Source organism: Pseudomonas sp. PB101 (assembly GCF_009764265.1).
In the GTDB taxonomy this organism is placed as follows: domain Bacteria; phylum Pseudomonadota; class Gammaproteobacteria; order Pseudomonadales; family Pseudomonadaceae; genus Aquipseudomonas.
On record NZ_RWIR01000069.1, the window covers coordinates 75,623 to 98,162 of the forward strand.

At 62.7% G+C, this 22,540-nt stretch carries 22 protein-coding genes; 7 read left to right on the forward strand and 15 right to left on the reverse strand.

What is annotated here, in order from left to right; genetic code table 11:
- Positions 1-8: 8 nt before the first annotated feature.
- A complete protein-coding gene (locus EI969_RS21365; protein WP_160389514.1) occupies positions 9-1,598 on the reverse strand; it encodes a glycerol-3-phosphate dehydrogenase/oxidase in 1,590 nt (529 codons plus the stop codon).
- A 5-nt stretch (positions 1,599-1,603) separates the two neighbouring features.
- Positions 1,604-3,199, reverse strand: a complete 1,596-nt coding sequence (locus EI969_RS21370; protein ID WP_160389515.1) for an FAD-binding oxidoreductase — start codon at positions 3,197-3,199, stop codon at positions 1,604-1,606.
- Positions 3,200-3,409: 210 nt separating this feature from the next.
- On the opposite strand from EI969_RS21370, the gene EI969_RS21375 reads away from it, so the two are divergent.
- Positions 3,410-4,426 (forward strand): AraC family transcriptional regulator, encoded by a 1,017-nt coding sequence (locus tag EI969_RS21375; RefSeq protein WP_160389516.1) that lies wholly within the window; start codon positions 3,410-3,412, stop codon positions 4,424-4,426.
- 15 nt (positions 4,427-4,441) lie between these two features.
- Here EI969_RS21375 and EI969_RS21380 read toward each other — a convergent pair whose 3' ends face one another.
- From EI969_RS21380 to EI969_RS21410, 7 genes are all read right to left on the reverse strand, one after another.
- Positions 4,442-5,899 (reverse strand): amidohydrolase family protein, encoded by a 1,458-nt coding sequence (locus EI969_RS21380; protein ID WP_160389517.1) that lies wholly within the window; start codon positions 5,897-5,899, stop codon positions 4,442-4,444.
- A gap of 1 nt (position 5,900) precedes the next feature.
- Entirely contained in the window at positions 5,901-6,761 is an 861-nt protein-coding gene (locus EI969_RS21385; protein WP_160389518.1) for a MurR/RpiR family transcriptional regulator, read from the reverse strand.
- Positions 6,762-6,775: 14 nt separating this feature from the next.
- The gene (locus EI969_RS21390; protein WP_160389519.1) at positions 6,776-8,125 is read right to left on the reverse strand and encodes a gluconate:H+ symporter; all 1,350 of its coding nucleotides are present in this window, start codon (positions 8,123-8,125) and stop codon (positions 6,776-6,778) included.
- Between the two features lie 220 nt (positions 8,126-8,345).
- A complete protein-coding gene (locus EI969_RS21395; protein WP_160389520.1) occupies positions 8,346-9,791 on the reverse strand; it encodes a SulP family inorganic anion transporter in 1,446 nt (481 codons plus the stop codon).
- Between the two features lie 207 nt (positions 9,792-9,998).
- A complete protein-coding gene (locus EI969_RS21400) occupies positions 9,999-10,892 on the reverse strand; it encodes an NAD-dependent epimerase/dehydratase family protein (protein WP_160389521.1) in 894 nt (297 codons plus the stop codon).
- A gap of 103 nt (positions 10,893-10,995) precedes the next feature.
- Positions 10,996-11,907 carry a LysR family transcriptional regulator gene (locus EI969_RS21405; protein WP_160389522.1) on the reverse strand — a complete coding sequence of 304 codons (912 nt, stop codon included), beginning with the start codon at positions 11,905-11,907 and terminating at the stop codon, positions 10,996-10,998.
- A gap of 147 nt (positions 11,908-12,054) precedes the next feature.
- On the reverse strand, positions 12,055-12,645 hold the full coding sequence (locus EI969_RS21410; RefSeq protein ID WP_160389523.1) for an NAD(P)H-dependent oxidoreductase: 591 nt from the start codon (positions 12,643-12,645) through the stop codon (positions 12,055-12,057).
- A gap of 162 nt (positions 12,646-12,807) precedes the next feature.
- On the opposite strand from EI969_RS21410, the gene EI969_RS21415 reads away from it, so the two are divergent.
- Positions 12,808-13,122, forward strand: coding sequence for a putative quinol monooxygenase (locus EI969_RS21415; RefSeq protein ID WP_160389524.1), 315 nt, complete (start codon positions 12,808-12,810; stop codon positions 13,120-13,122).
- On the opposite strand, the gene EI969_RS21420 is transcribed toward EI969_RS21415, so the two are convergent.
- A complete protein-coding gene (locus EI969_RS21420) occupies positions 13,112-13,876 on the reverse strand; it encodes a sulfite exporter TauE/SafE family protein (protein ID WP_160389525.1) in 765 nt (254 codons plus the stop codon). The two genes, EI969_RS21415 and EI969_RS21420, sit on opposite strands and share 11 nt — an antisense overlap.
- Before the next feature lie 217 nt (positions 13,877-14,093).
- Between EI969_RS21420 and EI969_RS21425 the strand changes: the two genes are divergently transcribed.
- The 4 genes from EI969_RS21425 (at position 14,094) to EI969_RS21440 (ending at position 16,471) form a co-directional block, all read left to right on the forward strand.
- Positions 14,094-14,978, forward strand: coding sequence for a LysR family transcriptional regulator (locus EI969_RS21425; protein WP_160389526.1), 885 nt, complete (start codon positions 14,094-14,096; stop codon positions 14,976-14,978).
- Positions 14,979-15,023: 45 nt separating this feature from the next.
- Entirely contained in the window at positions 15,024-15,599 is a 576-nt protein-coding gene (locus tag EI969_RS21430) for an NAD(P)H-dependent oxidoreductase (RefSeq protein ID WP_160389527.1), read from the forward strand.
- A gap of 49 nt (positions 15,600-15,648) precedes the next feature.
- A complete protein-coding gene (locus EI969_RS21435) occupies positions 15,649-16,020 on the forward strand; it encodes a MerR family transcriptional regulator (RefSeq protein WP_160389528.1) in 372 nt (123 codons plus the stop codon).
- A gap of 106 nt (positions 16,021-16,126) precedes the next feature.
- Positions 16,127-16,471, forward strand: coding sequence for a cupin domain-containing protein (locus EI969_RS21440; RefSeq protein ID WP_046038617.1), 345 nt, complete (start codon positions 16,127-16,129; stop codon positions 16,469-16,471).
- A 176-nt stretch (positions 16,472-16,647) separates the two neighbouring features.
- On the opposite strand, the gene mmsB is transcribed toward EI969_RS21440, so the two are convergent.
- Together mmsB and EI969_RS21450 are read right to left on the reverse strand one after the other, a co-directional pair.
- Positions 16,648-17,535: a 3-hydroxyisobutyrate dehydrogenase gene (mmsB, locus tag EI969_RS21445; RefSeq protein ID WP_160389529.1), complete on the reverse strand. Its 888-nt coding sequence runs from the start codon at positions 17,533-17,535 to the stop codon at positions 16,648-16,650.
- A 10-nt stretch (positions 17,536-17,545) separates the two neighbouring features.
- On the reverse strand, positions 17,546-19,072 hold the full coding sequence (locus tag EI969_RS21450) for a CoA-acylating methylmalonate-semialdehyde dehydrogenase (protein WP_160389530.1): 1,527 nt from the start codon (positions 19,070-19,072) through the stop codon (positions 17,546-17,548).
- Between the two features lie 149 nt (positions 19,073-19,221).
- Here EI969_RS21450 and EI969_RS21455 point away from each other — a divergent pair, with 149 nt between their 5' ends.
- Complete coding sequence (locus EI969_RS21455) at positions 19,222-20,169, forward strand: LysR family transcriptional regulator (RefSeq protein ID WP_095942484.1); 948 nt, start codon at positions 19,222-19,224, stop codon at positions 20,167-20,169.
- Here EI969_RS21455 and EI969_RS21460 read toward each other — a convergent pair.
- Genes EI969_RS21460 through EI969_RS21470 form a run of 3 tightly spaced genes read right to left on the reverse strand, consistent with a single transcriptional unit; the run spans position 20,166 to position 22,512 of the window.
- The gene (locus EI969_RS21460; RefSeq protein WP_160389537.1) at positions 20,166-20,627 is read right to left on the reverse strand and encodes an OmpA family protein; all 462 of its coding nucleotides are present in this window, start codon (positions 20,625-20,627) and stop codon (positions 20,166-20,168) included. The two genes, EI969_RS21455 and EI969_RS21460, sit on opposite strands and share 4 nt — an antisense overlap.
- Before the next feature lie 44 nt (positions 20,628-20,671).
- Entirely contained in the window at positions 20,672-21,940 is a 1,269-nt protein-coding gene (locus tag EI969_RS21465) for a diguanylate cyclase domain-containing protein (protein WP_160389531.1), read from the reverse strand.
- Complete coding sequence (locus EI969_RS21470) at positions 21,937-22,512, reverse strand: YfiR family protein (RefSeq protein WP_160389532.1); 576 nt, start codon at positions 22,510-22,512, stop codon at positions 21,937-21,939. Before EI969_RS21470 ends, EI969_RS21465 begins: the two co-directional genes overlap by 4 nt.
- Positions 22,513-22,540: the final 28 nt, after the last annotated feature.

Below are 22,540 nucleotides of genomic sequence, written 5' to 3' on the forward strand. Positions count from 1 at the left end.
AATGGGCATCAATGCGTGGCATCCGGCAATCCGTGATGGCGTTGCCACAACGCCCGATAACGCTGTATCTCCTGCTGCCAATGCTCATCGTCCCAGCCCAGTCGCGGTTGGCAGAGTTGGCGAATGGCAGCGAAATATTCCTCGCCACCGCGCGGCAACAACAGGCCCAGACGGGTTCGGCGCAGCAGCAGGTCATCCAGGTGCAGGACCATTTCCGCGTCGCAGGCAACGGCCAGTTCCGCCCACAGGGTGTCAGTACCGCCGACGGCTTCATGGCCCAGTTCGGTGATCAGTTGCGCGAGCCTCGGCAGGTCACGGCCATGCCGCCCGGCCAGGCGCCGCCAGCGGCTGGCGCTGAGCCCCGGGATCGCCAGCGGCGGCACGACGGCGAACACCGGCGCGGCGTCATCATCGAAGGGCCGCTCGAGCATGCTCGCGCAGGCCCTGAGCACTTCGATCGCCTGCGGGCGAAAGGTCGTCAGCTTGCCGCCGGCCAGGGTCACGCAACCCGGCTCCTGCCACAGCACATGCTCACGGGTTTCATTCGACGGTTTGAGTTCACCCGCAGCGCTGCCCACCACCGGGCGTACGCCGGACCAGGTCGACAGCACATCGGCCGCGACCACTTCAGCGCCGGGAAACTGTTGGCGGCAGGCCGCCAGCAGATAGTCGAGTTCCTCAGGGCTGATGCTCGCGCTCTGGTCCAGATCGTCGTGATGATCCAGGTCCGTGGTGCCGACCACCGTGGCGCCCTCCCAGGGGAACACGAACACCGGTCGACGGTCGCGCTCGTGCAGGAAGGTGAAGGCTTGCGCCACGGGCAGGCGCCAGCCCGGCAACAACAGATGACTGCCACGCAAGGGGCGCAACTGGCGAGGAGCGTCGGGCAGGCGCAAGCGTTCGGCCCACGCACCGGTGGCCACGGCCAGCACAGCACAACGCAATGTCAGTGATCCACCGCCCTCGCCGTCTTCGACCTGAACCCCACAAACGCGACCCTCTTCTCGCAGCAATTGCTGCACGCGCACGCCATTGAGCACCACGGCGCCGTCGGCCCGGGCCTCGCCCAATACGCGCATCACCAGACGCGCATCATCGGTCAGCGCATCGACAAAACAGGTGCCGCCCAGCAGGTCATCTTCCTTCACCCCAGGCGCCAGATAACGCAGTTGTTGCGCGTCATGGAAGTGATGGCTGCGGCGCCCGGCCAAGGCGTCATAGACGGACAGCAAACCACCCAGCACCCGCGGTCCGGGAAAACCGCCACGGTAATGCGGCATCATGAAGCTCATCGGCTCCACCAGTCCCGGCGCTTCGTCGAGCAGGCGCTGGCGTTCACGGACCGAGTCGCGGGTCAGGCGCCACTGGCCCTTGGCGATGTAACGCAAGCCGCCATGGACCATTTTCGAGGAGCGGCTGGAGGTGCCCCAGGCGAAATCGCGCTGCTCCAGCAGCAGGCAGCGCCAGCCTCGGCGTGCGGCTTCGCGCAGGATGCCGGCACCGCTGATGCCGCCGCCGATGACGATCAGGTCCCAGGTTTCATCCGCCAGCGTCGGCAGCATCTGCTGTCGCCACGCCGCATTCCAGTCCAGGCTCATGGCCGTCACTCCTGCAACAGCGTGCCAGGGTTCAGTCGCCCGGCCGGATCAAAATGCCGACTCAGTGCCTGCAGGGTGTCCATCGCCAGCGCACCCTTCTCGCGCCGCAGAAACGGTGCGTGGTCCTTGCCGACGCCATGCTGGTGACTGATGGTGCCGTGGTTGTCGACGATCGTCTGGCTGGCCGCCTGCTTGAGTGCCTGCCAGCGCGCCAGGGTGGCGGGGTAATCCACCGCCGGGCGAAACACATAGGTGGTGTAGATGCTCGATCCTTCGCCGTATACGTGGGACAGGTGGGTGAAGACATGCACCCGCTCGCCCTCGGCAGCCAAGGCGTCGCGCAGGCTGTTTTCGACAAGCGTGAGCAGGTTATCGACGTTGCTCCAGTCGGTGGCCGTTTCCAGGGTGTCGACCACGTAACCGGCGTTCCACAGGTTTTCGCGCAGGTAGGGAAAACGAAAACGGTTCTGCGCCCACTTCTTGCCGAGCAAGGTGCCGGTAAACACCCCGCCGAACGCCTTGAGGTGCTGCCGGGCCTGACGCAGGGACAGCGCATTTTGCCGACGATTGCCGGTCACGCCGAACGTCAGCAGGCATTTGCCCTCGCCGGCGCCGCGCAGGGCCAGGTACTTTTCCAGCCAGGCGATCTGCTGCGGGTGACCGGCCAGCGCCAACTGGGTTTCGGTTTCCACCGCGTTGGACAGGCGCAGCATCGACAGCGGCACGCGCGCCTGGGCCAACTGGCGGATGGCTCGTAGCGCCTGCGGCCAATCGGGCAGAAAAACGCCGTAGAAACGTTCATCGGCAGGCAGTGCGCTGACCCGTACCTTGACCTCGGAAATGATCCCGAAGCGGCCCTCGCAACCCAGCACCACTTCGCGCAGATCAGGACCTGCCGCCGAGGCCGGGAAGGTCGGTATTTCCAACGGGCCAGCAAAGGTTTCCAGGGTCCCGCCGGCGAACAACTGCTCGATTCGCCCATAGCGCAGCGACTGCTGGCCACTGGAGCGACTGGCGACCCAACCGCCCAGGGTCGACAGCTCCCACGACTGCGGAAAATGGCCGAGGGTGTAACCACGCGCCCGCAGCTGACTTTCCACCTGCGGCCCACTCGCGCCGGGGCCGAAGGTGGCCAGCAGGCTCTCTTCGTCGAGGTCCAGCAGGCGATTCATCCGGGCCAGGGAAACCGTCACCACCGGCCGTGCGGAACTGGGTGGGTTGATGTGACCGGCCACCGAAGTACCGCCGCCATACGGAATCAGGCACAGGTCCTGTTCATGGGCGAGCGCCAGCAACTGGCGAATCTGTTCGGCGGTCTCGGGATAGGCCACGGCGTCGGGATAATTGCCCAGCGCACCCTCACGCAACGCCAGCCAGTCCGGCAGGCTCTGGCCGCGAGCATGCAGCAAACGATCATGGGCATCCACGCTGTACAAGTAGTGTTGCTGCAACCGCGACGGGGGCACGCGGGCCAATGCCGTTTCAAGCGTCGCATCGGGCAGCGCTCGACCTTCTCCCACCCGTTGCGCGAGAAAACTCGCGCCCTGGGCCGGCAGCTCGACCACCGTGGTTGCATCTCCCCAGCCGTTCCAGCGTCGCATGCGTGTGTCCCTTTTGCGGTTCTGATCAGTGATATTTCAGGCCCCCATACTAGTCAGCCGCCCGAAAGTGTCACGGTCGCATCCGGCCAGTTCGAGTAGCCAATTGAGTCAAACGTCGCGCAAGCACCAGCCATTTACTTTAGCCGTGGTTTCAAATTACCTTTCAGCGCATTCATCCGCGCATGCGGGCCTTGATCAAAGGAAACGATCATGCAATCGCTCGGCTTCACTTCAGTTCCGCCGCTGCTCAAATACCTGCGTCATGCCGAACAACTGGGCATGGCCATCGAGCCTGCGTTGGCGGCTGCCGGGTTGCAGGCACAGCAGTTGAGTGACAACAGCCTGCGGTTGCCGGGTGAAGCCCATGAACGGCTGCTCGATTATTTCTGCGAACACTCGGGCGATGCGTTGTTCGGTCTCAATGCCGCGCGTTTCGTGTTGCCCAACTCCTGGAGCGTGCTGGGCTACATCACCATGAACTGCGCGACGCTGGGCGATGCGATGAGCCGCATCATGCCGTTCGAGAAACTGGTGGGCGACATGGGCGTCAGCCGCGCCGAGGTGCAAGGCAGCGAGGTGCACCTGATCTGGACCTGCCGCCATCAACGCCCGCGCATTCGCCGGCACCTGGTGGAAAACGTGCTCGGTTCCTGGCTGCAATACGCACGCTGGATCGCCGACACGCAACTGTCACCGGCCGCCGTCTGGCTCGAACATGCCCGCCCGGCCGACACGACGCTGGCAGAGTACGAGCAGTTCTTCGACTGCCCCGTACTGTTCGACCAGCCTTACTCGGCGCTGATCGTGCCGTTGCCGTATTTGCAGTTGCCCCTGCGCCAGGCCGATGCGCAATTGCTGCGCACCCTGGAAGAACATGCCCAGGGGTTGATGGCCACACTGGAGGACGCCTCGCTGCAGCAGCGGGTCAAAAGCATCCTGCGCCAGTTGCTCAAGGAAGGCCTGCCACGCAAGGAGCAGGTGGCCGAGCAGCTCGCCGTGTCAGTGCGTACCCTGCAACGCCAGCTGCACCAGGCCGGTACGTCGTACCAGCAGATCCTCGATGACCTGCGCCAGGAGCTGGCCGAGCATTACCTGCTCAACAGCACCCTGCCGATCCAGGACATCGCCCAGTACCTGGGTTTCACCGAACCCCGCTCGTTTCACCGCACCTTCAAAAGCCGGCGCGGGATGCCGCCCGGCGAGTTCCGCCAGACCCACCGGGGTTGACGCAATCTTCGAAACTCACTGAAACCCCGTGCGCAAATCCCCTTCCCGGGCCAGGAACCGTCCTTCCCTGCGCCCGTTGGCCTGGCCGTCGCGGTAGCTCAACACACCGTTGACCCAGACGCCCTCGATGCCTTGCGCCGCCCGTTGCGGATCGTTGAAATCGGCGACGTCGCGGACCGTCGCCGGATCGAACAACACAAGGTCCGCCCAGTGCCCTTCGCGGATTTCGCCGCGCCCCTTCAGACCGAAGCGTGCCGCCGACAGCCCGGTCATCTTGTGCACGGCGGTGTACAGCGGGAAGAGTCCCACGTCGCGGCTGAAATGTCCGAGCACCCGGGGGAATGCGCCCCACAGGCGTGGGTGCGGGAACGGGTCTTCCGGCAAGCCGTCGGAACCGACCATCGACAGCGGGTGCGCAAGAATCCTGCGCACATCCGCCTCATCCATTCCGTAGTACACCGCACCGGCCGGTTGCAGTTGGCGGGCGGCATCCAGCAGCGACACATTCCATTCGGCGGCGATGTCCATCAGGTCGCGGCCGCCCATTTCCGGATGCGGGGTCGACCAGGTGATGGTGATGCGGTGGGCATCGGTCACTTGCTTGAGGTCCAGGGTCGAGGAGCTCGCCGCATACGGATAACAATCGCACCCCACCGGGTGGGTCTTCGCCGCCTCTTCGAGGGACGCCAACAGCTGCGGACTGCGCCCCCAGTTACCGGCGCCGGCACATTTGAGGTGGGAAATGATCACCGGGCTTTGCGCATGGCGACCGATCTTGAACGCCTCGTCCATGGCCTCCAACACCGGCTCGAATTCGCTGCGCAAATGGGTGGTGTAGACCGCGCCGAACGCCGTCAGCTCTTCGGTCAGCTGCATCACTTCCTCGGTCGATGCCGAAAAGGCGCTGGCATAGGCAAGACCGGTGGACAGGCCCAGCGCGCCAGCCTCGAGGCTTTCGCGCAGTTGCTCGCGCATCGCACTGATTTCGTCGGCGCTGGCGGTGCGAAACAGGTCGTCCAGATGATTGCTGCGCAGCGCCGTATGGCCGACCAGTGCCGCAACGTTCAACGTGGTGTTCGCCGCTTCGACGGCCTGGCGGTAGTCGCTGAATGTCGGATAAGCGAACGCGGCGGCGGTGCCGAGCAGGTTCATCGGGTCCGGCGGATCGCCACGCAAGCTCACTGGCGAGGCACTGATCCCGCAGTTGCCGACGATCACCGTGGTCACGCCCTGGCTGAGCTTGGGCAGCATCTGCGGCTGGCGGATCACCACGGTGTCGTCATGGGTGTGCACGTCGATGAAACCTGGCGCCAGCACATGGCCCTGTGCGTCGATTTCTTCATGGGCGCGGGCATCGCGCAAGTCGCCGATACGCTCGATGCGCCCGTTGAGAATGGCCACGTCGGCGGGGTATCCGGGGCTGTTGCTGCCGTCGATGATCAGGGCGTTGCGAATCAGCGTGTCGTACTGCATGTCAGTCTCCCAGCGGCAAGTGATCGTCGCCGCCGCGGTATTCGTCGAGGGCGAGTTTGATCCGCCGCAGACGTTCTTGATTGTCTTGAGGATTGGCCAGGGCCAGCTCGGTGGCGAGCACATCGATGGCCAGCAGCATGCCGTAGCGCGCTGCCGTGGGTTTGTAGATGAACGAGGTTTCCGCGCCTTGCAGCGGCAGGACGATGTCGGCCAGTTGCGCCAGCGGCGAATCGGCGCGGGTGATGGCGAGGATGCGCGCACCGTAGTTGCGCGCCAGCTCCACCGTTTCCACCAGTTCCGGGGTAATGCCGGTCAGCGAGCAGACAATCACCACCTGTTCGGCGCTGAGGCTGGCGGCGGTGACGCGCATCATCACCGCATCGTGGCACGCCGTGATCGGATAGCCGAGGCGCACCAGGCGCACTTGCAGTTCATCGCTGCACAGGGTCGAGCAGCCGCCCATGCCGAACGCGTGAATCATCCGCGCCTTGCCCAGCAGTTTCACCGCGTCGGCGAAACGTGACTCGTCGAACGCCGCCAGGTGCTGGCGCAAGGTCGTCTCGATATCGCCGACGATCTGCCCGTAGAACGCCGACTGCTCGGGCGTGCCCGCCGGGTCGAGAAAGCGGCTGCCGACGCCGCTGGCCTGGGCCAGTTGCAAGCGCAGGTCACGCAGGTCCTTGCAGCCGACCGTACGGGCGAACCGCGACAGCGTGGCGCTGCTGACTTCCGCCCGCAGCGCCAGTTCGTCAAGGCTGGCGGAGGCGGCAAAGCCTACATCGTCGAGCATCAGGCGGGCGATGCGTCCTTCACCGGCGCTGAAGGAATCCTGACGGGCGCGGATCTGGTAGAGGATGTCCATGCAAGTGGCTCCGGCTAAATCAGGTAAGAAAGACCCACGGTCAGACCGAAGGCGACGACCGAGATCAACGTCTCGAGCACGGTCCAGGTCTTGAAGGTTTGGGCAACGGTCATGTTGAAATATTCCTTGATCAACCAGAAACCGCCGTCGTTAACGTGGGAAAAGATAACCGACCCGGCGCCAGTGGCCAGCACCAACAGTTCCGGATGGGGATAACCCAGACCAATGGCCACTGGCGCGACCACGCCTGAAGCGGTGGTCATGGCCACAGTGGCAGAACCGGTGGCGATGCGCATCAGCGCGGCAAACAGCCAGCCCATCAACAGCGGCGACAGATGAAATTCGTGGGCCAGGCCGACGATCTGGTCGGTGACGCCGGCGTCCACCAGAATCCGGTTCAAGCCACCGCCAGCGCCCACCAGCAAGGTGATGCTCGCGGTCGGCGCCAGGCATTCGTTGGTGAACTTGAGGATCGATTCGCGGTTGAAGCCCTGGGCCAGGCCGAGGGTCCAGAAGCTCAGCAAGGTCGCCAGCAGCAGCGCGATCACCGAGTTGCCGATGAACAGCAAAAACTGGTTGAAACCTGTGCCCGGCGTGGAGATCAGATTGGCCCAGCCGCCGATCAGCATCAGCACCACCGGCAACAGGATGGTCGCCATGGTGATGCCAAAACCCGGCAGGCTCTCGCGCGGTTCACGTTCGAGGAACTGGCGCTCCAGCGGGTTTTCTGCCGGCAACTGGATGCGCGGCACGATGAATTTGGCGTACAGGGGACCGGCGATGATCGCCGTCGGAATGCCGATCAGGATCGCGTACATCAAGGTCTGCCCTACCGACGCCTGATACACCTGTACCGCCAGCATCGCCGCCGGATGCGGCGGCACCAGCGCATGCACCACCGAGAGCCCGGCGACCATCGGCAAGCCGACCATCAGGATCGACACGCCCACTCGCCGCGCCACGGTAAAGGCGATCGGCACCAGCAAGACGAAACCGACTTCGAAGAACAGCGGCAGCCCCACCAGGAACGCGATGCAAACCATCGCCCAATGCGCGTTCTTCTCGCCGAATCGGTCGATCATGGTCCGTGCCACCTGCTCGGCGCCGCCGGACTCGGCCATCATTTTGCCGAGCATGGTGCCCAGCGCCACCACCAGTGCGATGTGCCCCAGCGTCTTGCCGACCCCGGCCTCGTACGCCCCCACCACACCGGACGGCGGCATGCCCGCCACCAGCGCCAGGCCGATCGAAATCAGGGTGATGACAATGAACGGGTTGAGCCGGTAGCGAGCGATCAGAACGATCAGAGCGATGATGGCAATGGCGGCATACACCAGCAGCCAATAGCCGAAGGACAGGGTCATGCGGTACTCCTCGAGAGGGTCACGTCGAAATATTTGTGAAACTCTTAAAACATTTCGACAGGCGATTTTCAAACGAGGTGAAAGTAATTTTCGTACAGAGGTAAGACGTGTCGCACAGAGGTATGCCGTGTCGCGAATTATGAAAGTCGGCCGTGTGAATTTTCATCGCCGACTGTCAGATCGTTCCCCGATCAGCGTGGGAACGATCGAGCGGCTGACTTCAGTCGTGCTGAATCCGCGCGCGCTTGAGCAATTTCTTGCAGCGCTCGGACAAATGCAGCACCCGCAGGTGCTTGCCGGCCTTGGCATAGCGCTCACGCAAGGTGCCCAGCGCGGCGATGGCCGAGTAGTCGACGAAGCTCAGGTGACGGCAATCGAGCGTCACCTGCGCCGGGTCATTGGCCGGATCGAACTGATTGAGAAAGGGGGTGGTCGAAGCAAAAAACAGCGTGCCATGCACCCGGTACAACTTGCTGCCGTCGTTCTCCAGATGACTGTCGGCGTACAGCTGCCGGGCCTGCTGCCAGGCAAAGTTCAGCGCCGCGATGATGATCCCGCAGAGCACTGCGGTGGCCAGGTCGGTGAACACGGTGATCACCGTCACCGCAATGATCACCAGCACATCGTTCAACGGCACCTTGTTCAGCACCCGCAGCGAAGCCCAGGCGAAGGTCTGTTGCGACACCACGAACATCACCCCGACCAGTGCCGCCAGCGGAATGCGCTCGATCAGCGGCGACAGGAACAGGATGAACAACAGGATCGACACCCCGGCCACCACCCCGGACAAGCGCCCGCGACCGCCGGAACTGAGGTTGATCACGGTCTGGCCGATCATGGCGCAGCCGCCCATGCCGCCGAATGCGCCGGACACCACGTTCGCCGCCCCCAGCGCCACGCACTCGCGATCCGGGTAACCACGGCTCTCGGTGATTTCGTCGGTGAGGTTGAGGGTCAACAGGGTTTCCAGCAAGCCGACCAGCGCCATCAGGATCGCGTAGGGCGCGATGATGCGCAGGGTCTCCAGGTTCCACGGGATGTCCGGCAACGCCAGCGTCGGCAAGCCACCGGCGATGTGCGCCATGTCGCCCAGGGTGCGGGTCGGCAGGCCAAGCAGATACACCGCCAGGCCCACGCCGAGAATCGCCACCAGTGCCGGCGGCACCGCGCGGGTCAGGCGCGGCAGCACATAGACAACGGCCATGGTCACCGCGACCAGCCCGAGCATCATGTACAGCGGCGTGCCGCTCAACCAGGCCTCACCGTCCTTGAAGTGTTCCAGTTGCGCCAGGGCAATGATGATCGCCAGGCCGTTGACGAACCCGAGCATCACCGGGTGCGGCACCATGCGCACCAGCTTGCCGAGCTTGAGCAGCCCGAACGCCATCATGATCAGCCCGCCCAGCAACACCGTGGCCAGCAAGTACTGCACGCCGTGTTGCACCACCAGCGCAACGATCACCACCGCCATCGAGCCGGCCGCGCCCGAGACCATCCCCGGTCGTCCGCCGAACAGCGCGGTCAGGGTGCAGATGATGAAGGCGCCATAGAGCCCCATCAGCGGATTGAGGTGGGCCACCAGCGCGAAGGCGATGCACTCGGGTAACAGGGCGAAGGAAGTGGTAAGTCCGGCCAGGACATCGGCGCGTAGACGTTTTGCTTTCATGGAGGGACCGCACACAGGGAGAGACGAAAAGAGTGTGCGGATGTTACGGAATCAGGGGCGGCGCGGCCAGTTGCAGGGACTTTGAAAACGCCATCGCGGGCAAGCCACGCTCCCACAGGTATTTTGCCGTTCACAAAATTATCGAACGACGCAAAACCTGTGGGAGCGGGCTTGCCCGCGATGGGGGCAACGCGGTCTAAAGCGAACTCACACCATCTCGTCGCGAATCCACTCGACCACCGACGTGCGCTTAGGCACCCAGCCCAGCAATTCCCGCGCATGCTTGCCGCGCACCCGGCTGTTGGAGCCCAAACCATAGTTGGCCATCTCATAGCCCCACACGGCTTCGGCGTCCTTGAGCGGCCAGTCTTGCGGTTCGCCCAGGTTCAGCGCCTGGGCCATGGCGGTGGTCATGTCGATGAACGACGCTTCACCGCTTTCGACGAAGTAGAAGGTGCCCGGCACGTTATGGGTCAGCGCCAGCAGGTACAGGGCAACCACGTCCTCGATGTGTACGTTGGACCAGATGTTCCGGCCAGTACCGACATGGCGCACCACCCCGCTTTTGCGTGCCTGCTTGAGCAGGCGCGGCAGCTGCACGCTGTCACGATGCACGCCCAGGCTGTGGCCGTAGATCAGCGTGTTGCAGATCACCGCCGAGTTCACCCCGTCCATGGCCGCCGCGAGGATCAGATTGTCGATGGCCACGCGCGCCGCCTTGTCGACGGTCGGTTGCGGCAGGTTGTCTTCGAAGTAGATGACATCACTGGATTTGCCGCCCGAGGCATCACCAACGATGCTCGAACCGCTGGTGTGCAGGAATACCTTGCCGGAACCGCGCAGGGCATCGAGCAAGGCCTCCACCGCGCCACGATGATCGCTGCTGGCCGCGTTGATCACCGCGTCCGCAGCCAGCGCCTGATCGGTTAACAGGGCGGAGTCGTCGAGGGTGCCGATCACCGGGGCGATGCCCAGTGCCCGCAGCTCATCCGCTTGTTCGGCGCTGCGCACCAGGCCGGTGACGTTGTGGCCGGCCTGGACCAGGCCCGTGGCGATGGAACCGCCGATAAAACCGGCGGCACCGGTAACGAATACGTTCATGGAGAAACTCCCTGCGTGGATAAGTGATGCAAGGAGTATCCGGCAGCGATCCCTGCGGAAAAATCCCTGCCGACCCAATTCACTCTTGCGCAGGAATCACGAATCAGCCCTTGAAGTCTGCACTCGCATAACCCGCCAACTTGCCCTGGATAAAGTCCAGGAAGCATTGAATCCGCAGGGCCAGTTGCGAGTTGCGGTAATACACCGCGTTGATCGGCTGGCGATAACCACTGTTGAACTCGGCCAGCAGCACTTTCAAGCGTCCGGCACGAATGTCCTCGATGGTCATGAAGTGCGACAGGCTGGCGATGCCCTGGCCGTCCAGTGCCAGATGGCGGATGGTCTCGCCGCTGGAGGCGCTGATCGACGCCTGGATCGGCCAGCGATCGCCATGCACGTAGCGCAGCGGCCATTGGTTGAGGCCTTCGTTCTGGGTGAACCCCAGCAGCGTATGGTCGGCCAGGTCCGCCACGGTTTGCGGCGTGCCGTGCTTTTCCAGGTACGCCGGGCTGGCGACGATGTGCAGCGGACTGCAACCCAGGGAGCGGGCATGCAGGGTCGAGTCGGTCAGGGTGCCGATGCGGATGGCGATGTCGGTGCTCTGCTCCAGCAGGTCGATGATCAAATCGTTGCTGTTGAGTTCGAGCTGGATGTCGGGGTAGAGCCTGCGGAATTCATCGATGTAAGGCACGATGGCGTGCAGCATGAAGGGTGATGCCGCGTTGATCCGCAGCCGCCCGGACGGCGTTTGCTGGCGTGAGGACAGGCGCTCTTCGAGCTCGTCCATCTGATCGAGAATGCGCTTGGCGTGCTCGAAGAAGTACTTGCCCTCTTCGGTCAGGTCCATGCGCCGCGTGGTGCGATTGATCAAGGTGGTGTCGAGCTTGGCCTCCAGCCGCGACAGCGTACGGCTGACCGCCGAAGGCGTTTGCCCGACCTGCTCGGCCGCCGCAGAAATCGACCCGCATTCAATCACGCAGACAAAAATCTGCAACTCATCGGATCTGGCTTTCACGTGTGTCCCTTATCGATAATTCAGCACAACGCATAAATCGCTCTTCGTAGGAGCCCGGCTTGCCGGCGATTGCGTCTTCATGAGCGCCATCGCCGGCAAGCCGGACTCCTACAGGTTCTGGCTTCAGGTATCGATAGTAGCCGAGCGTTACGCCTTCAGGCCAAACACCTCGGCCAGATGCTGCTCATAGCGCGCCACATCACTTTCGATGTTCGGGCGCTTCATCACGTCCACACAGAGGAACGTCGGCAAACCGGTCATGCCGAGGAACTCGTTGGCCTTGTGGAACGGGAAATACACCGCGTCCACACCTTTGGCTTCGAAGAAATCGCTCGGATCGTCGAAGGCTTGCTGCGGGGCGTTCCAGGTCAGCGACAGCATGTATTGCTTGCCGTGAATCAGGCCGCCGCTGCCGTATTTCTGCGAGGCGTCGGAACGGGTGCGGCCGTCGCTGGCGTAGAGGCTGCCATGCCCTTCGGTGAAGACTTCGTCGATGTACTTCTTCACGGTCCACGGCGCGCCCATCCACCAGCCGGGCATCTGGTAGATGATCACGTCGGCCCAGAGGAACTTGGCCACTTCTTCGGCGACGTCGTAGCCCTCGTCGATGAAAGTGGTTTTCACATCCATACCGCCGCGATCCAGCACGCTCAACGCGGCTTCATGCAGGGTGGCGTTGTAGCGGCCGTCGGAGTGCGCAAATTTTTTGCCGCCATTGAGTAACAGGACTTTTTTCATGGGAGGTCTCGGGAAGGTCGTGACTCGGATGGCGGCAGAGTACCGACCGGCCCCGCGCGGAATAAGCCTCGATCTGGCAAAATTCATTTGACCTACAAGCACGAATCGATAGGCGATTGTTGCCTTAGACTGGCGCCGATTCTGACTTGAGGAGAGATGCAAATGAGTGAAATCCAGGGCTTCATCCTGCACGCCAAGACCCGTCCGGAAAAATCCGACGCCTTCGAAGCGTTTTTCAGCGGCTACGTACAAGCGAGCCGCGCCGAACCCGGCTGCATCGAATACCACATGCTGCGCGACAAACAGGACCCGACCCTGTTCATCTTCTACGAGATCTGGCAATCCCAGGCCCACCTCGACGTGCACTCGAACCTGCCGCACATGAAGCAGTTCCTCGAGCAGCGCGATGAATACCTGGAACGGGACTTCGAGATCCGCGCCATCGAGATGATCAGCCCGTCGTCCGCTAACCGCTGATCAGCAAATGGCCGCCGAGCAAACCCAGGCCAACGAAAAACACGCGCTTGAACCACAGGGCGCTGATCCGCTGGCGCAGCGACTGCCCCAGCCACATGCCGAGCATGGCCGGGATCAGCGCCAGCAGCGACGCGCTCAACTCGCCCCCGCCGAGCGCGCCGCGCCATAACAAGCCACCGGCCAGGGCCAGGGTCGAAACGGTGAACGACAGGCCCAGCGCCTGCACCAGCTCGTCCTTGCTCAAGCCCAGCGCCTGCAGGTAAGGCACCGCCGGAATCACGAACACGCCGGTGGCCGACGTGATGACGCCGGTCAGCAGCCCGCACAGCGGACCGAGCCAGCCTTCGCGGTGCCGTCCCACGCGCGCAGTCGGCAGGAACAAACCGCTCAGCGAATACAGCAACAATGCCGCCCCCAACCCCCGCACCACCCATTGGCCATCGCTCATGCCGATCCACAGCGTGCCCGCCCCGGTGCCGATGAAGATCGCCAGCAACATCGGCCACAGCCGTTTGATCAACCCGGACAAATGCCCGCCGAACGCCAGTTGCCAGACGTTGGTGAGCGTTGCAGGAATGATCAGCAGCGCCGCTGCCTGCGACGGCGCCATAGCCAGACCGAGCAGGCCCATGGCGACCGTCGGCAGGCCGAGACCGATCATACCCTTGATCATGCCGGCCAGCACGAAGGTGCCGATTACCAGCAGAGACAGGGCCAAACCGAGATTCTGATAAAACGTCGAGAGTGTATTCATGGGGCTATGGTGAGCCCGCGGAGGGTGATTGAAAATCTGCCATATACTGAGGCTGCCTCTCTTCAGACAAGAGGCTGAATAATCGGGTGCGGCATCTGACGCCATCGCGGGCAAGCCCGCTCCCACAGGGGATTTGTGAACAACACATAACCACTGTGGGAGCGGGCTTGCCCGCGAAGAGGTCGGCCCGGACAACACCCATCCAGAGGTTGCTGCTATGCACTTCGACCTGACCGACCTGCGCCTGTACCTGAACATCCTCGACGCAGGCAACATCACCGCCGGCGCCGCGCGCAGTCATTTGTCCCTAGCGGCGGCCAGCGCACGAATTCGTGCCATGGAGGCGTCGCTGGGCGTCGAGTTTCTTCAGCGCAATCGTCGTGGGGTCAGCCCGACGCCGGCCGGTAATGCCCTGGCCCGACACGCCCGGGTTCTGCTGCAACAGGCCGAGCGCATGCAACAGGAACTGGCCGAATACGCCAAGGGCGTCAAAGGCCAGGTGCGACTGCTGTGCAATACCACGGCGATCACCGAGTACCTGCCAGAGCTGCTCGCGGACTTCCTGAGCAGCCATCCCAACCTCGACATCGACCTGCAGGAACTGCCCAGCGCCCGCATCACCCATGCTTTGCGCCAGGGTGCAGCGGACCTGGGCATCGTGTCCGACGCGATCGACACCGGTGACCTGCAGACCCAAGCGTTCCGCGATGACCCACTGGTGCTGATCATGCCCGGCGACCATCCCTTGGCACAGGCCACCTCGCCGAGCTTCACCGACACGCTGCATCACGACTATGTCGGCCTGAATGCCAATAGCGCGCTGGCGGTGTATCTGGAAGAACAGGCACTGCACGCCGGCCTGCGCATGCAGATTCGCATCCGCGCCGACAGCTTCGATGGCGTGATGCGCATGGTCGCCCGCGGGGCAGGCCTGGCGATTGTGCCGCTGGCCGCAGTCGATCGCAGTTCGGGCGCATTGCATTTCAAAAGCCTCGCCCTGCAAGAACCCTGGGCTCAACGCAAACTGCTGCTCTGCGCCCGGGATTTCACCGCGTTGCCGGGCTATGCCAAGGCCCTGCTGCACGCCTTGACTCTCCCCTGAGGGGCAGACTTTATCCTTGAGGCTTGATCTTCAAGGACCGCGACAATGGGCAAACGAATACTGGTGATCCTCGGGCATCCTTCAAGCAACAGCTTCTGCGCTGCCCTCGCTGAGCGTTACTCACAGTCGGCAGTGCGCGCCGGGCATGAGGTGCGTCAGTTGTTCCTGGGCAGCATGGATTTTGACCCGGTGCTGCGCGAAGGTTATCAGCAGGTCCAGCCGCTGGAGGCCGATCTGCGCAACGCCCAGGCCGACATCCTGTGGGCCGAACAGCTGACACTGGTTTATCCGATCTGGTGGGGTGGCGTACCGGCCTTGCTCAAGGGCTTTTTCGACCGGGTGTTCTTGCCGGGTTTTGCCTTCAAGTATCGCCAGGGCAAAGCTTTCCCCGACAAACTCCTGCGCGGCCGAACCGCCCACCTGCTGGTGACCATGGACACACCGCCCTGGTATTACCGATGGATCTACCGCATGCCCGGCCTGCACCAGGTGCGCAAGACCACGCTGGAGTTCTGTGGCATCAAGCCCACCCGAACCCTCACCTTCGGGCCAATTCTCGGCGCCAGCGCAGACCGGCATGCGGCCTGGTTGCGCCAAGCCGAAGCTATCGCCAGCGCTTGAGTCGGTCGATAATGCCCCGAGCCTTACCCTCGGAGAAAAGGACCTTCCCATGTACATCGGCCAAGCCGCGCAACGTTCCGGAACCACGGTCAAAAGCATCCGTCACTACGAGTCGATCGGCCTGCTGCCTGTCGCCCGACGCCAGGGCAAGTACCGCATCTATGACCAGCACAGCGTCGACCTGCTGATGTTCATCAAATGTGCCCAACAGTTGGGGTTCCGACTCAAGGAGTTGCAGTCGGCCTTCGCCGGACATCAAGGCCCGCAACTGCCATGGGAACGGGCACACCAGGTCATCGCCAGCAAAAAACAGGAAATCGCCGAGCGGATAGCAGCGCTGTCGCAACAGCACTCGCAATTGGTCGAGTTCGAAAACAGCCTCGAACAATCCAGGCGCGATTGTCCGCTGACGCGTCCATGAGGACCGTGCGCTTATGGGCAGCTCAGTGTCGAGCACAGACAACTGACGGATGGACCGACGCTATAGGGTGCGACTTCAGTTCTTGAGCCCACTGCCCGGAGTCATCATGACCGCACCGATTACCGTACTTCGCGACACCCACCCCTTGCCCGTGCTCGACGCCTGCAAATGGGAAAAGCTCGAAGGCGACCCGCACACCGTCAACCTCAACGCCTACACCAGTGAAGACGGCAGCAAGATCATGGGCACCTGGATCTGCACGCCGGGCAAGTGGTACGTGGAATACGTGAAGTGGGAGTACTGCCATTTCCAGGAAGGCTACTGCATCATCACCCCCGAAGGCATGGCGCCGATCCACCTGCGTGCCGGTGACATTTTTGTCGTTGAGCCGGGGATGAAAGGCACCTGGGAAGTGGTGGAAACCGTGCGCAAATATTTCGTGTTTGCCTGATACAAAAAAACCGGGGGATCACCCGACGTGATCTCCCGGTAAATATCTTTGGGTAAACGCCGCCCCCTGTGGGAGCGAGCTTGCTCGCGATAGCGCTGGGTCAGTCACCATCAATGTCGACTGTAACGGCCTCATCGCGAGCAAGCTCGCTCCCACAATTGTTTGCCACAGCCTTGCTACTGCGGTTTGCGATAACCATTGATGATCGCCGAGAAGTCCTGCCCACCCTCCCCACGCAAACTCATCGCCTGATACAGCTGCTGGGCCACCGCGCCGAGTACCACCGGCTGGTGCGCCTGACGCGCAGCTTCAGTGGCCAGCCCCAGATCCTTGAGCATCAGTTCGGCACCGAAACCACCGGTGTAACCGCGCGACGCCGGCGCCGTTTCGACGATGCCCGGCCACGGGTTGTACATCTCCGAACTCCAGCAACGCCCGGTTGAACTGTTGATGATGCCCGCCAGCACCTTGGTGTCGATGCCCAGGGCATCGCCCAGCGCCATGGCTTCGCTGACGCCGACCATGGAAATCCCCAACAGCAGGTTGTTGCAGATTTTAGCGATTTGCCCGGTGCCGACCTCACCACAATGGACGATGTTGCGGCCCATCTGCGCCAGTACCGGCTGCAGGGTGGCGAACAGTTCAGGCGTGGCGCCGACCATGAAGGTCAACGTCCCGGCCGCCGCACCACCGGTGCCGCCCGAGACCGGCGCATCGGCCATGGTCACGCCCTGTTTGGCAGCGGCGGCGGCCACGTCTCGTGCGGTCTGCGGATCGATGGTGCTGCAATCCACGGCCGGTACGCCCTTGCCGATACCGGCGAGCACGCCGTCTTCCCCCAGCCACACGCTGCGTACATGCACCGCGGCAGGCAGCATGGTGATGACCAGTTCGGCACCTTCCGACGCTTCACGGGCCGACGCGCTGATGCTGCCGCCCAGTTGCTCGAGTTCCGCCAGCACGGTTTTGTTCAGGTCGACCAGGCGCAGCGCATGGCCGGCCTTGATCAGGTTGCGCGCCATCGGCGCGCCCATGTTGCCGAGACCGATAAAAGCGATTTTCATGTCCGGCTCCTCATCGCAAATTGATGGTGGTGTTCACACCGTCGTTGACGCTGTTGTCATCGAACCAGCGGCTGGTGACGGTCTTGGTCTGAGTGTAGAACTGCACCACTTGCTTGCCATACGGGCCGAGGTCGCCGAGCTTGGAACCGCGCGAACCGGTGAAGCTGAAGAACGGGACCGGCACCGGAATCGGGATGTTGATGCCGACCTGGCCAACATCGATTTCGCTCTGGAATTTACGTGCCGCCGCACCGCTCTGGGTGAACAGGCCCGTGCCGTTGCCGAACGGGTTGGCGTTGACCAGGGCGATGGCCTCATCAAGGGTGGCGACTTCCAGCACCACGAGCACCGGGCCGAAGATTTCCTGGGTGTAGATCTGCATGTCGGTGGTCACGCCGGAGAACAGGGTCGGGCCGACAAAGTTGCCCTTCTCGTAACCGGGAACCGTGATTTCGCGACCGTCCAGCTCCAGCTTGGCGCCTTCCTTGATGCCGCTTTCGATCAGGTCGAGAATCCGCGCCTTGGCTTTTTTCGAGATCACCGGGCCGACATCGGTACCCGGCTCGCTACCGGCATTCACGGTGAGTTTCTGCGCCAGCGCTTTCAAGTCCGGCAGCCATTGCTTGGCCGCGCCCACCAGCACCACCACCGAGGTGGCCATGCAGCGTTGACCGGCGGCACCGAAACCGGCACCCACCAGCGCATTCAGCGCTTGTTCGCGGTTGGCGTCCGGCAGCACCACGGCGTGGTTCTTCGCGCCCATCATCGACTGCACACGCTTGCCGTGTTTACCGGCCAGGTCATAAACGTGGGTACCGACGGCGGTCGAACCGACGAAGGAAACCGCCTTGATGTCCTTGTGGGTGCAGAGCCCGTCCACCACATCCTTGCCGCCATGCACAACGTTGAGCACACCGGCCGGAATGCCCGCCTCGATCGCCAGCTCCACCAGGAGCATGGTCGACATCGGGTCCTGTTCGGACGGTTTGAGCACGAAGGTGTTGCCGCAGGCGATGGCCATCGGGAACATCCACAGCGGAATCATCGCCGGGAAGTTGAACGGGGTAATGCCCGCGCACACGCCGATCGGCTGGCGCAGGGTGTAGGTGTCGACGCCGCCGGCGACGTTTTCAGCGAACTCACCCATTTGCAGGCTGCCGATGGAGCAGGCGTGTTCGACCACTTCCAGGCCACGGAAAATATCACCCTCGGCGTCGGCAATGGTCTTGCCCTGCTCGGCGCTCAGGACCACGGCGATGCGCTTGGAGTGTTCGCGAATCAGCGCCTGCAGCTTGAGCATGATGCGCATGCGCGCGCCGATGGGGGTCAGTTTCCAGGTCTGGAACGCACGATGCGCGGCACTGATGGCAGCGTCGACTTCTTCGGCGGTGGCAAACGGCACTTTGGCTAGCACTTGCTGGGTCGCCGGGTTGATGATGTCGTGCCATTCGGTAGACTTGGATTCGACCCACTCGCCGTCGATCAACAATTTGACCTTTTGTACGGTGGTGTCGTTGGGCGTGAGCGATGCGTTCATATGGGTCTCCGAATGCTTATTTTTATCTGGGAGCCAAGGCGAGAAAGTCACCCTGAGATGAGCTGTGTGCCGCGAATTGGTTGTCGGGCTGTTTTTGGAGTATAGATGTGCAAACTTCTGATAAGAACGCACATAAAAACCGGTCCAACATGCAAAAAAACATCACCTCCCTCGGTTCGCTGAACTGGGATGACCTCAAGTTTTTCCTCGAAGTCGCCCGCACCCGCAAGGCCAGCACCGCGGCCAAGCGCCTGGCGGTCGACTACACCACGGTGTCGCGACGCATCAGTTCACTGGAAACGGCGCTGGGCACGTTGCTGTTCGAAAAATCCCGGACCAACGGCTTCGTCCTGACCGCCGAGGGCCAGCGGTTGATGGGTTATGCCGAGTCGATCGAAAGCACCCTGCACATGGCGTGCGAGCAGGTTTCCGGCTCCGGCGTGGCGTTGTCAGGGCATGTGCGCATGGGCTGCACCGAAGGTTTCGGCAGCTTTTTCATCACGCCGCAGCTGAGCCACTTCGTCGACACCTACCCGGCAATCTCGGTGGACATCCTGCCGCTGCCGCACTTCATCAGCCTGTCCAAGCGCGAAGCCGACATCGTCATCGCCCTGGAGCGCCCGGAGCATGGCCCGTACGTCTGCTGCAAACTGTGCGACTACCGGTTGCAGCTGTACGCGACCCAGGACTACCTGGACAACCATCCGCCGATTCGCAAACCCGCCGATTTGGCCAAGCATTCATTTATCAGTTACGTCGACGACCTGGCGTTCAGCTCCGAGCTGTTGTACCTGGCCAACGTATTGCCCGGCGCCAGCGCCAACCTGCGCAGCACCAGCGTGATCGCGCAGTTCGTGGCAGCGCAGCAAGGACGCTCACTGGCGATCCTGCCCTGCTTCCTCGCCACCCAGGACCCGCGCCTGCTGCCGGTGTTGCCGCAGGAAATCAACATCACCCGACAGTTCTGGATGTACTGCCGCGAGGATCTGCGCAAGCTCAAGCGGATCACCCTGTTGTGGGATTACATCCGCCAGGTGACCGAGCAGAATCAGGGCCTGTTGATGGGGGAAAGTCGGGAGATGCTGTTTGCCGATTAGTCGGAGCTGACCACGATGGCGACCCGGCGATTTTCGGTGCGGCCGCTGGAGGTGTTGTTGCTGGCCACCGGTACGCTGCTGCCAAGGCCGCGCAGCTGGATGTTTTCCGGTGGCATGCCGACGGTGTTGAGGACCTTGGCAACGCTTTTCGCCCGGCGCACGGACAGTTGCTCGTTGTAGGCTTCTTTACCCGATGCGTCGGTGTGACCATCGACCCGCACTCGCTCGATACCCACACCGAGCAGCGCCTTGCCGATGCGTTCGACGATCTCGGTGCTCTGCTTGTTCAGGCTGTCGTCGTCACTGCCAAACAGGACCTTGCCGGACAAGCCGAAGGCCCAGCCATCGTCGGTCAGTTCGAACCCCTGCTGTTTCAGTACGGCGATTTGCGCCGGGGTCAGGCCTTTGGGGGTGGTCTGGCAACCGGTCAGGCTCAATAAAGCCACGAGCAGGGTCATGGTGAAAAAACGCAGGGAACGCGGGTTGAAAGTGAACACTGAAATCAGCTCCTGTCTTGAACATCGGCGGCAGTGTGCTCCGACCCTGCCGTGTACTGTGCGCCTCGGGACAGGCGCTTGGCCTGGTACATCGCAGCATCGGCGGCGTTGAGCAGGGCACCCGGCGTTGCGCCATGATCCGGGTACACCGCGACGCCGATACTGAGTGAGGTCAATACCTGGGTACTGCCCGGCAATGGAATCGGCATGTCCATGCTGGCCAGAATCTTGTCGGCAATTCGTTCGGCGTCTGCGGTCTTGTGCAGCGGTGTCAGCAACACGGCAAACTCATCGCCACCCAAGCGCGCCACCAGGTCTTCTTCTCGCAGTTGCGCGCGAACCCGGTTGGCCACGGCGACCAACACCGCGTCCCCCGCCGCGTGGCCGAAATTGTCGTTGATCTCCTTGAAGCGATCGCTGTCGAGAAACAGCACCGCCACTCGCTCGCCAAGCTTGTTGGCGTTGCGCAGCGCGCGCATCAGGCGGCCTTCGAAAAACGCCCGGTTGGGCAATCCCGTGAGGCTGTCGTGACTGGCCTTGTGAGCCAGGGTTTCGTTTTCGCTTTGCAGGTGCGATTGCCAGGACTCGAGTTCATCGAGCAGGGCATTGAAGTCGTTGCCGAAATCATCGAGCTCGACAATGTCGGCCGGCGGCACGCGCTTGTCGAAGGCACGCTCACTGCGCACGGCGTGGGCGACAGCGGCCAGGTTGCGCAGGGGTTGGGTGATCCCGCGAAGTTGGCGGCGCGCCAAAAACAGCGCAACCCAGGCACTGATGGCCGTGCACAAGACGATGCCCACCAGGCCGCTAAGCAAAAATCGCATCAGGCTGCCGCCGTAGCCCGTGAGCTTGATGCTGCCGATTTCCTGCCCTTGATGGAGGATCGGCATGCTCATCGGCTCTTCGAGAAAGGCTTTGGCGATGTGCAGTTCGAGATCGGATAACCATCCGGTTTCCGGTCGTTGCCAGCGGGCCAGCAAATGGCCGTGCCGGTCGAACACCTGGGCGTCGGCCACTTCTTCGGTGGAGGCAATCAACGCCAGCGCTTCGGTGGTGGCGGCCTTATCGTTGAACACCACCGCGGCTTCCACGGTGTAGCTGATCGAGCGGGCAATCAGGTGCAGGTTGTGATCGGCGTACACGCGCAAGGCCAGCACGCCGAGCAACGTCAGCGAAACACTGGCCATGGCAACGCCCACCAGCGCAACGAGCAAGTTGCCGCGACCGATGACCGAATGCAAAGTCGGGCGGCTGCCCGGTGTCAGTAGTTTCATGGGGCCGCCGGCTTGCGACGGGACAGTTGCAACACGCTCGGATGAATGCGTACGCCACTGCGGGCGACGGAGTCGAGATTGACCTCGAATGACACCTGCTCGTCGCTGACCCGCAAACAAAACAGGCTGCCGACGGAGCATTGCTCGTCATTCTCGCTGATGCTCAACACCGGATGCCCGACCAACGCGGCAAACAATCGGCTGCGTTCTTCGCCGGTCAGCTTGCCGATATAAACCGCATCGCAGTCAGTGGCAATCGAAGGGTTGTCGGCCAGCAAACGTTGCACCGTCACAGGTCGACCGGTTGCCTGGGTGGTGCCTTTGACCAGATCGTCGGTGTATTCGGTAGGGCCAACCAGGCACAGGCGCAGCAGCAAAGGCTCAACGGGCCAGCGGGCATAGCTGAGGATGCCGAGAACCACCTGAGTCACCGCTTTGGCGCGCTGGTCCGCCATGCCCACCGGGACTTGCGATTGAGCGAAAGCTACGCTGGCCATCAGACAAAGAAGGATGGCCAGCAGCGCTTTTTTACAGCCAACGACGCGCTCTGTCGTCCTGACAGCCACCTTCATGCAGGGATACTCTTGGATCGTAGCGAAA

Coding starts and splice junctions, on each gene's coding strand:
- EI969_RS21400 (WP_160389521.1), bottom strand. CDS start 10,892: ATGAACGTATTCGTTACCGGTGCCGCCGGTTTTATCGGCGGTTCCATC.
- EI969_RS21425 (WP_160389526.1), top strand. CDS start 14,094: ATGCACTTCGACCTGACCGACCTGCGCCTGTACCTGAACATCCTCGAC.
- EI969_RS21435 (WP_160389528.1), top strand. CDS start 15,649: ATGTACATCGGCCAAGCCGCGCAACGTTCCGGAACCACGGTCAAAAGC.
- EI969_RS21370 (WP_160389515.1), bottom strand. CDS start 3,199: ATGCGACGCTGGAACGGCTGGGGAGATGCAACCACGGTGGTCGAGCTG.
- mmsB (WP_160389529.1), bottom strand. CDS start 17,535: ATGAAAATCGCTTTTATCGGTCTCGGCAACATGGGCGCGCCGATGGCG.
- EI969_RS21365 (WP_160389514.1), bottom strand. CDS start 1,598: ATGAGCCTGGACTGGAATGCGGCGTGGCGACAGCAGATGCTGCCGACG.
- EI969_RS21440 (WP_046038617.1), top strand. CDS start 16,127: ATGACCGCACCGATTACCGTACTTCGCGACACCCACCCCTTGCCCGTG.
- EI969_RS21460 (WP_160389537.1), bottom strand. CDS start 20,627: ATGACCCTGCTCGTGGCTTTATTGAGCCTGACCGGTTGCCAGACCACC.
- EI969_RS21375 (WP_160389516.1), top strand. CDS start 3,410: ATGCAATCGCTCGGCTTCACTTCAGTTCCGCCGCTGCTCAAATACCTG.
- EI969_RS21430 (WP_160389527.1), top strand. CDS start 15,024: ATGGGCAAACGAATACTGGTGATCCTCGGGCATCCTTCAAGCAACAGC.
- EI969_RS21455 (WP_095942484.1), top strand. CDS start 19,222: ATGCAAAAAAACATCACCTCCCTCGGTTCGCTGAACTGGGATGACCTC.
- EI969_RS21410 (WP_160389523.1), bottom strand. CDS start 12,645: ATGAAAAAAGTCCTGTTACTCAATGGCGGCAAAAAATTTGCGCACTCC.
- EI969_RS21465 (WP_160389531.1), bottom strand. CDS start 21,940: ATGAAACTACTGACACCGGGCAGCCGCCCGACTTTGCATTCGGTCATC.
- EI969_RS21395 (WP_160389520.1), bottom strand. CDS start 9,791: ATGAAAGCAAAACGTCTACGCGCCGATGTCCTGGCCGGACTTACCACT.
- EI969_RS21415 (WP_160389524.1), top strand. CDS start 12,808: ATGAGTGAAATCCAGGGCTTCATCCTGCACGCCAAGACCCGTCCGGAA.
- EI969_RS21380 (WP_160389517.1), bottom strand. CDS start 5,899: ATGCAGTACGACACGCTGATTCGCAACGCCCTGATCATCGACGGCAGC.
- EI969_RS21420 (WP_160389525.1), bottom strand. CDS start 13,876: ATGAATACACTCTCGACGTTTTATCAGAATCTCGGTTTGGCCCTGTCT.
- EI969_RS21385 (WP_160389518.1), bottom strand. CDS start 6,761: ATGGACATCCTCTACCAGATCCGCGCCCGTCAGGATTCCTTCAGCGCC.
- EI969_RS21470 (WP_160389532.1), bottom strand. CDS start 22,512: ATGAAGGTGGCTGTCAGGACGACAGAGCGCGTCGTTGGCTGTAAAAAA.
- EI969_RS21390 (WP_160389519.1), bottom strand. CDS start 8,125: ATGACCCTGTCCTTCGGCTATTGGCTGCTGGTGTATGCCGCCATTGCC.
- EI969_RS21450 (WP_160389530.1), bottom strand. CDS start 19,072: ATGAACGCATCGCTCACGCCCAACGACACCACCGTACAAAAGGTCAAA.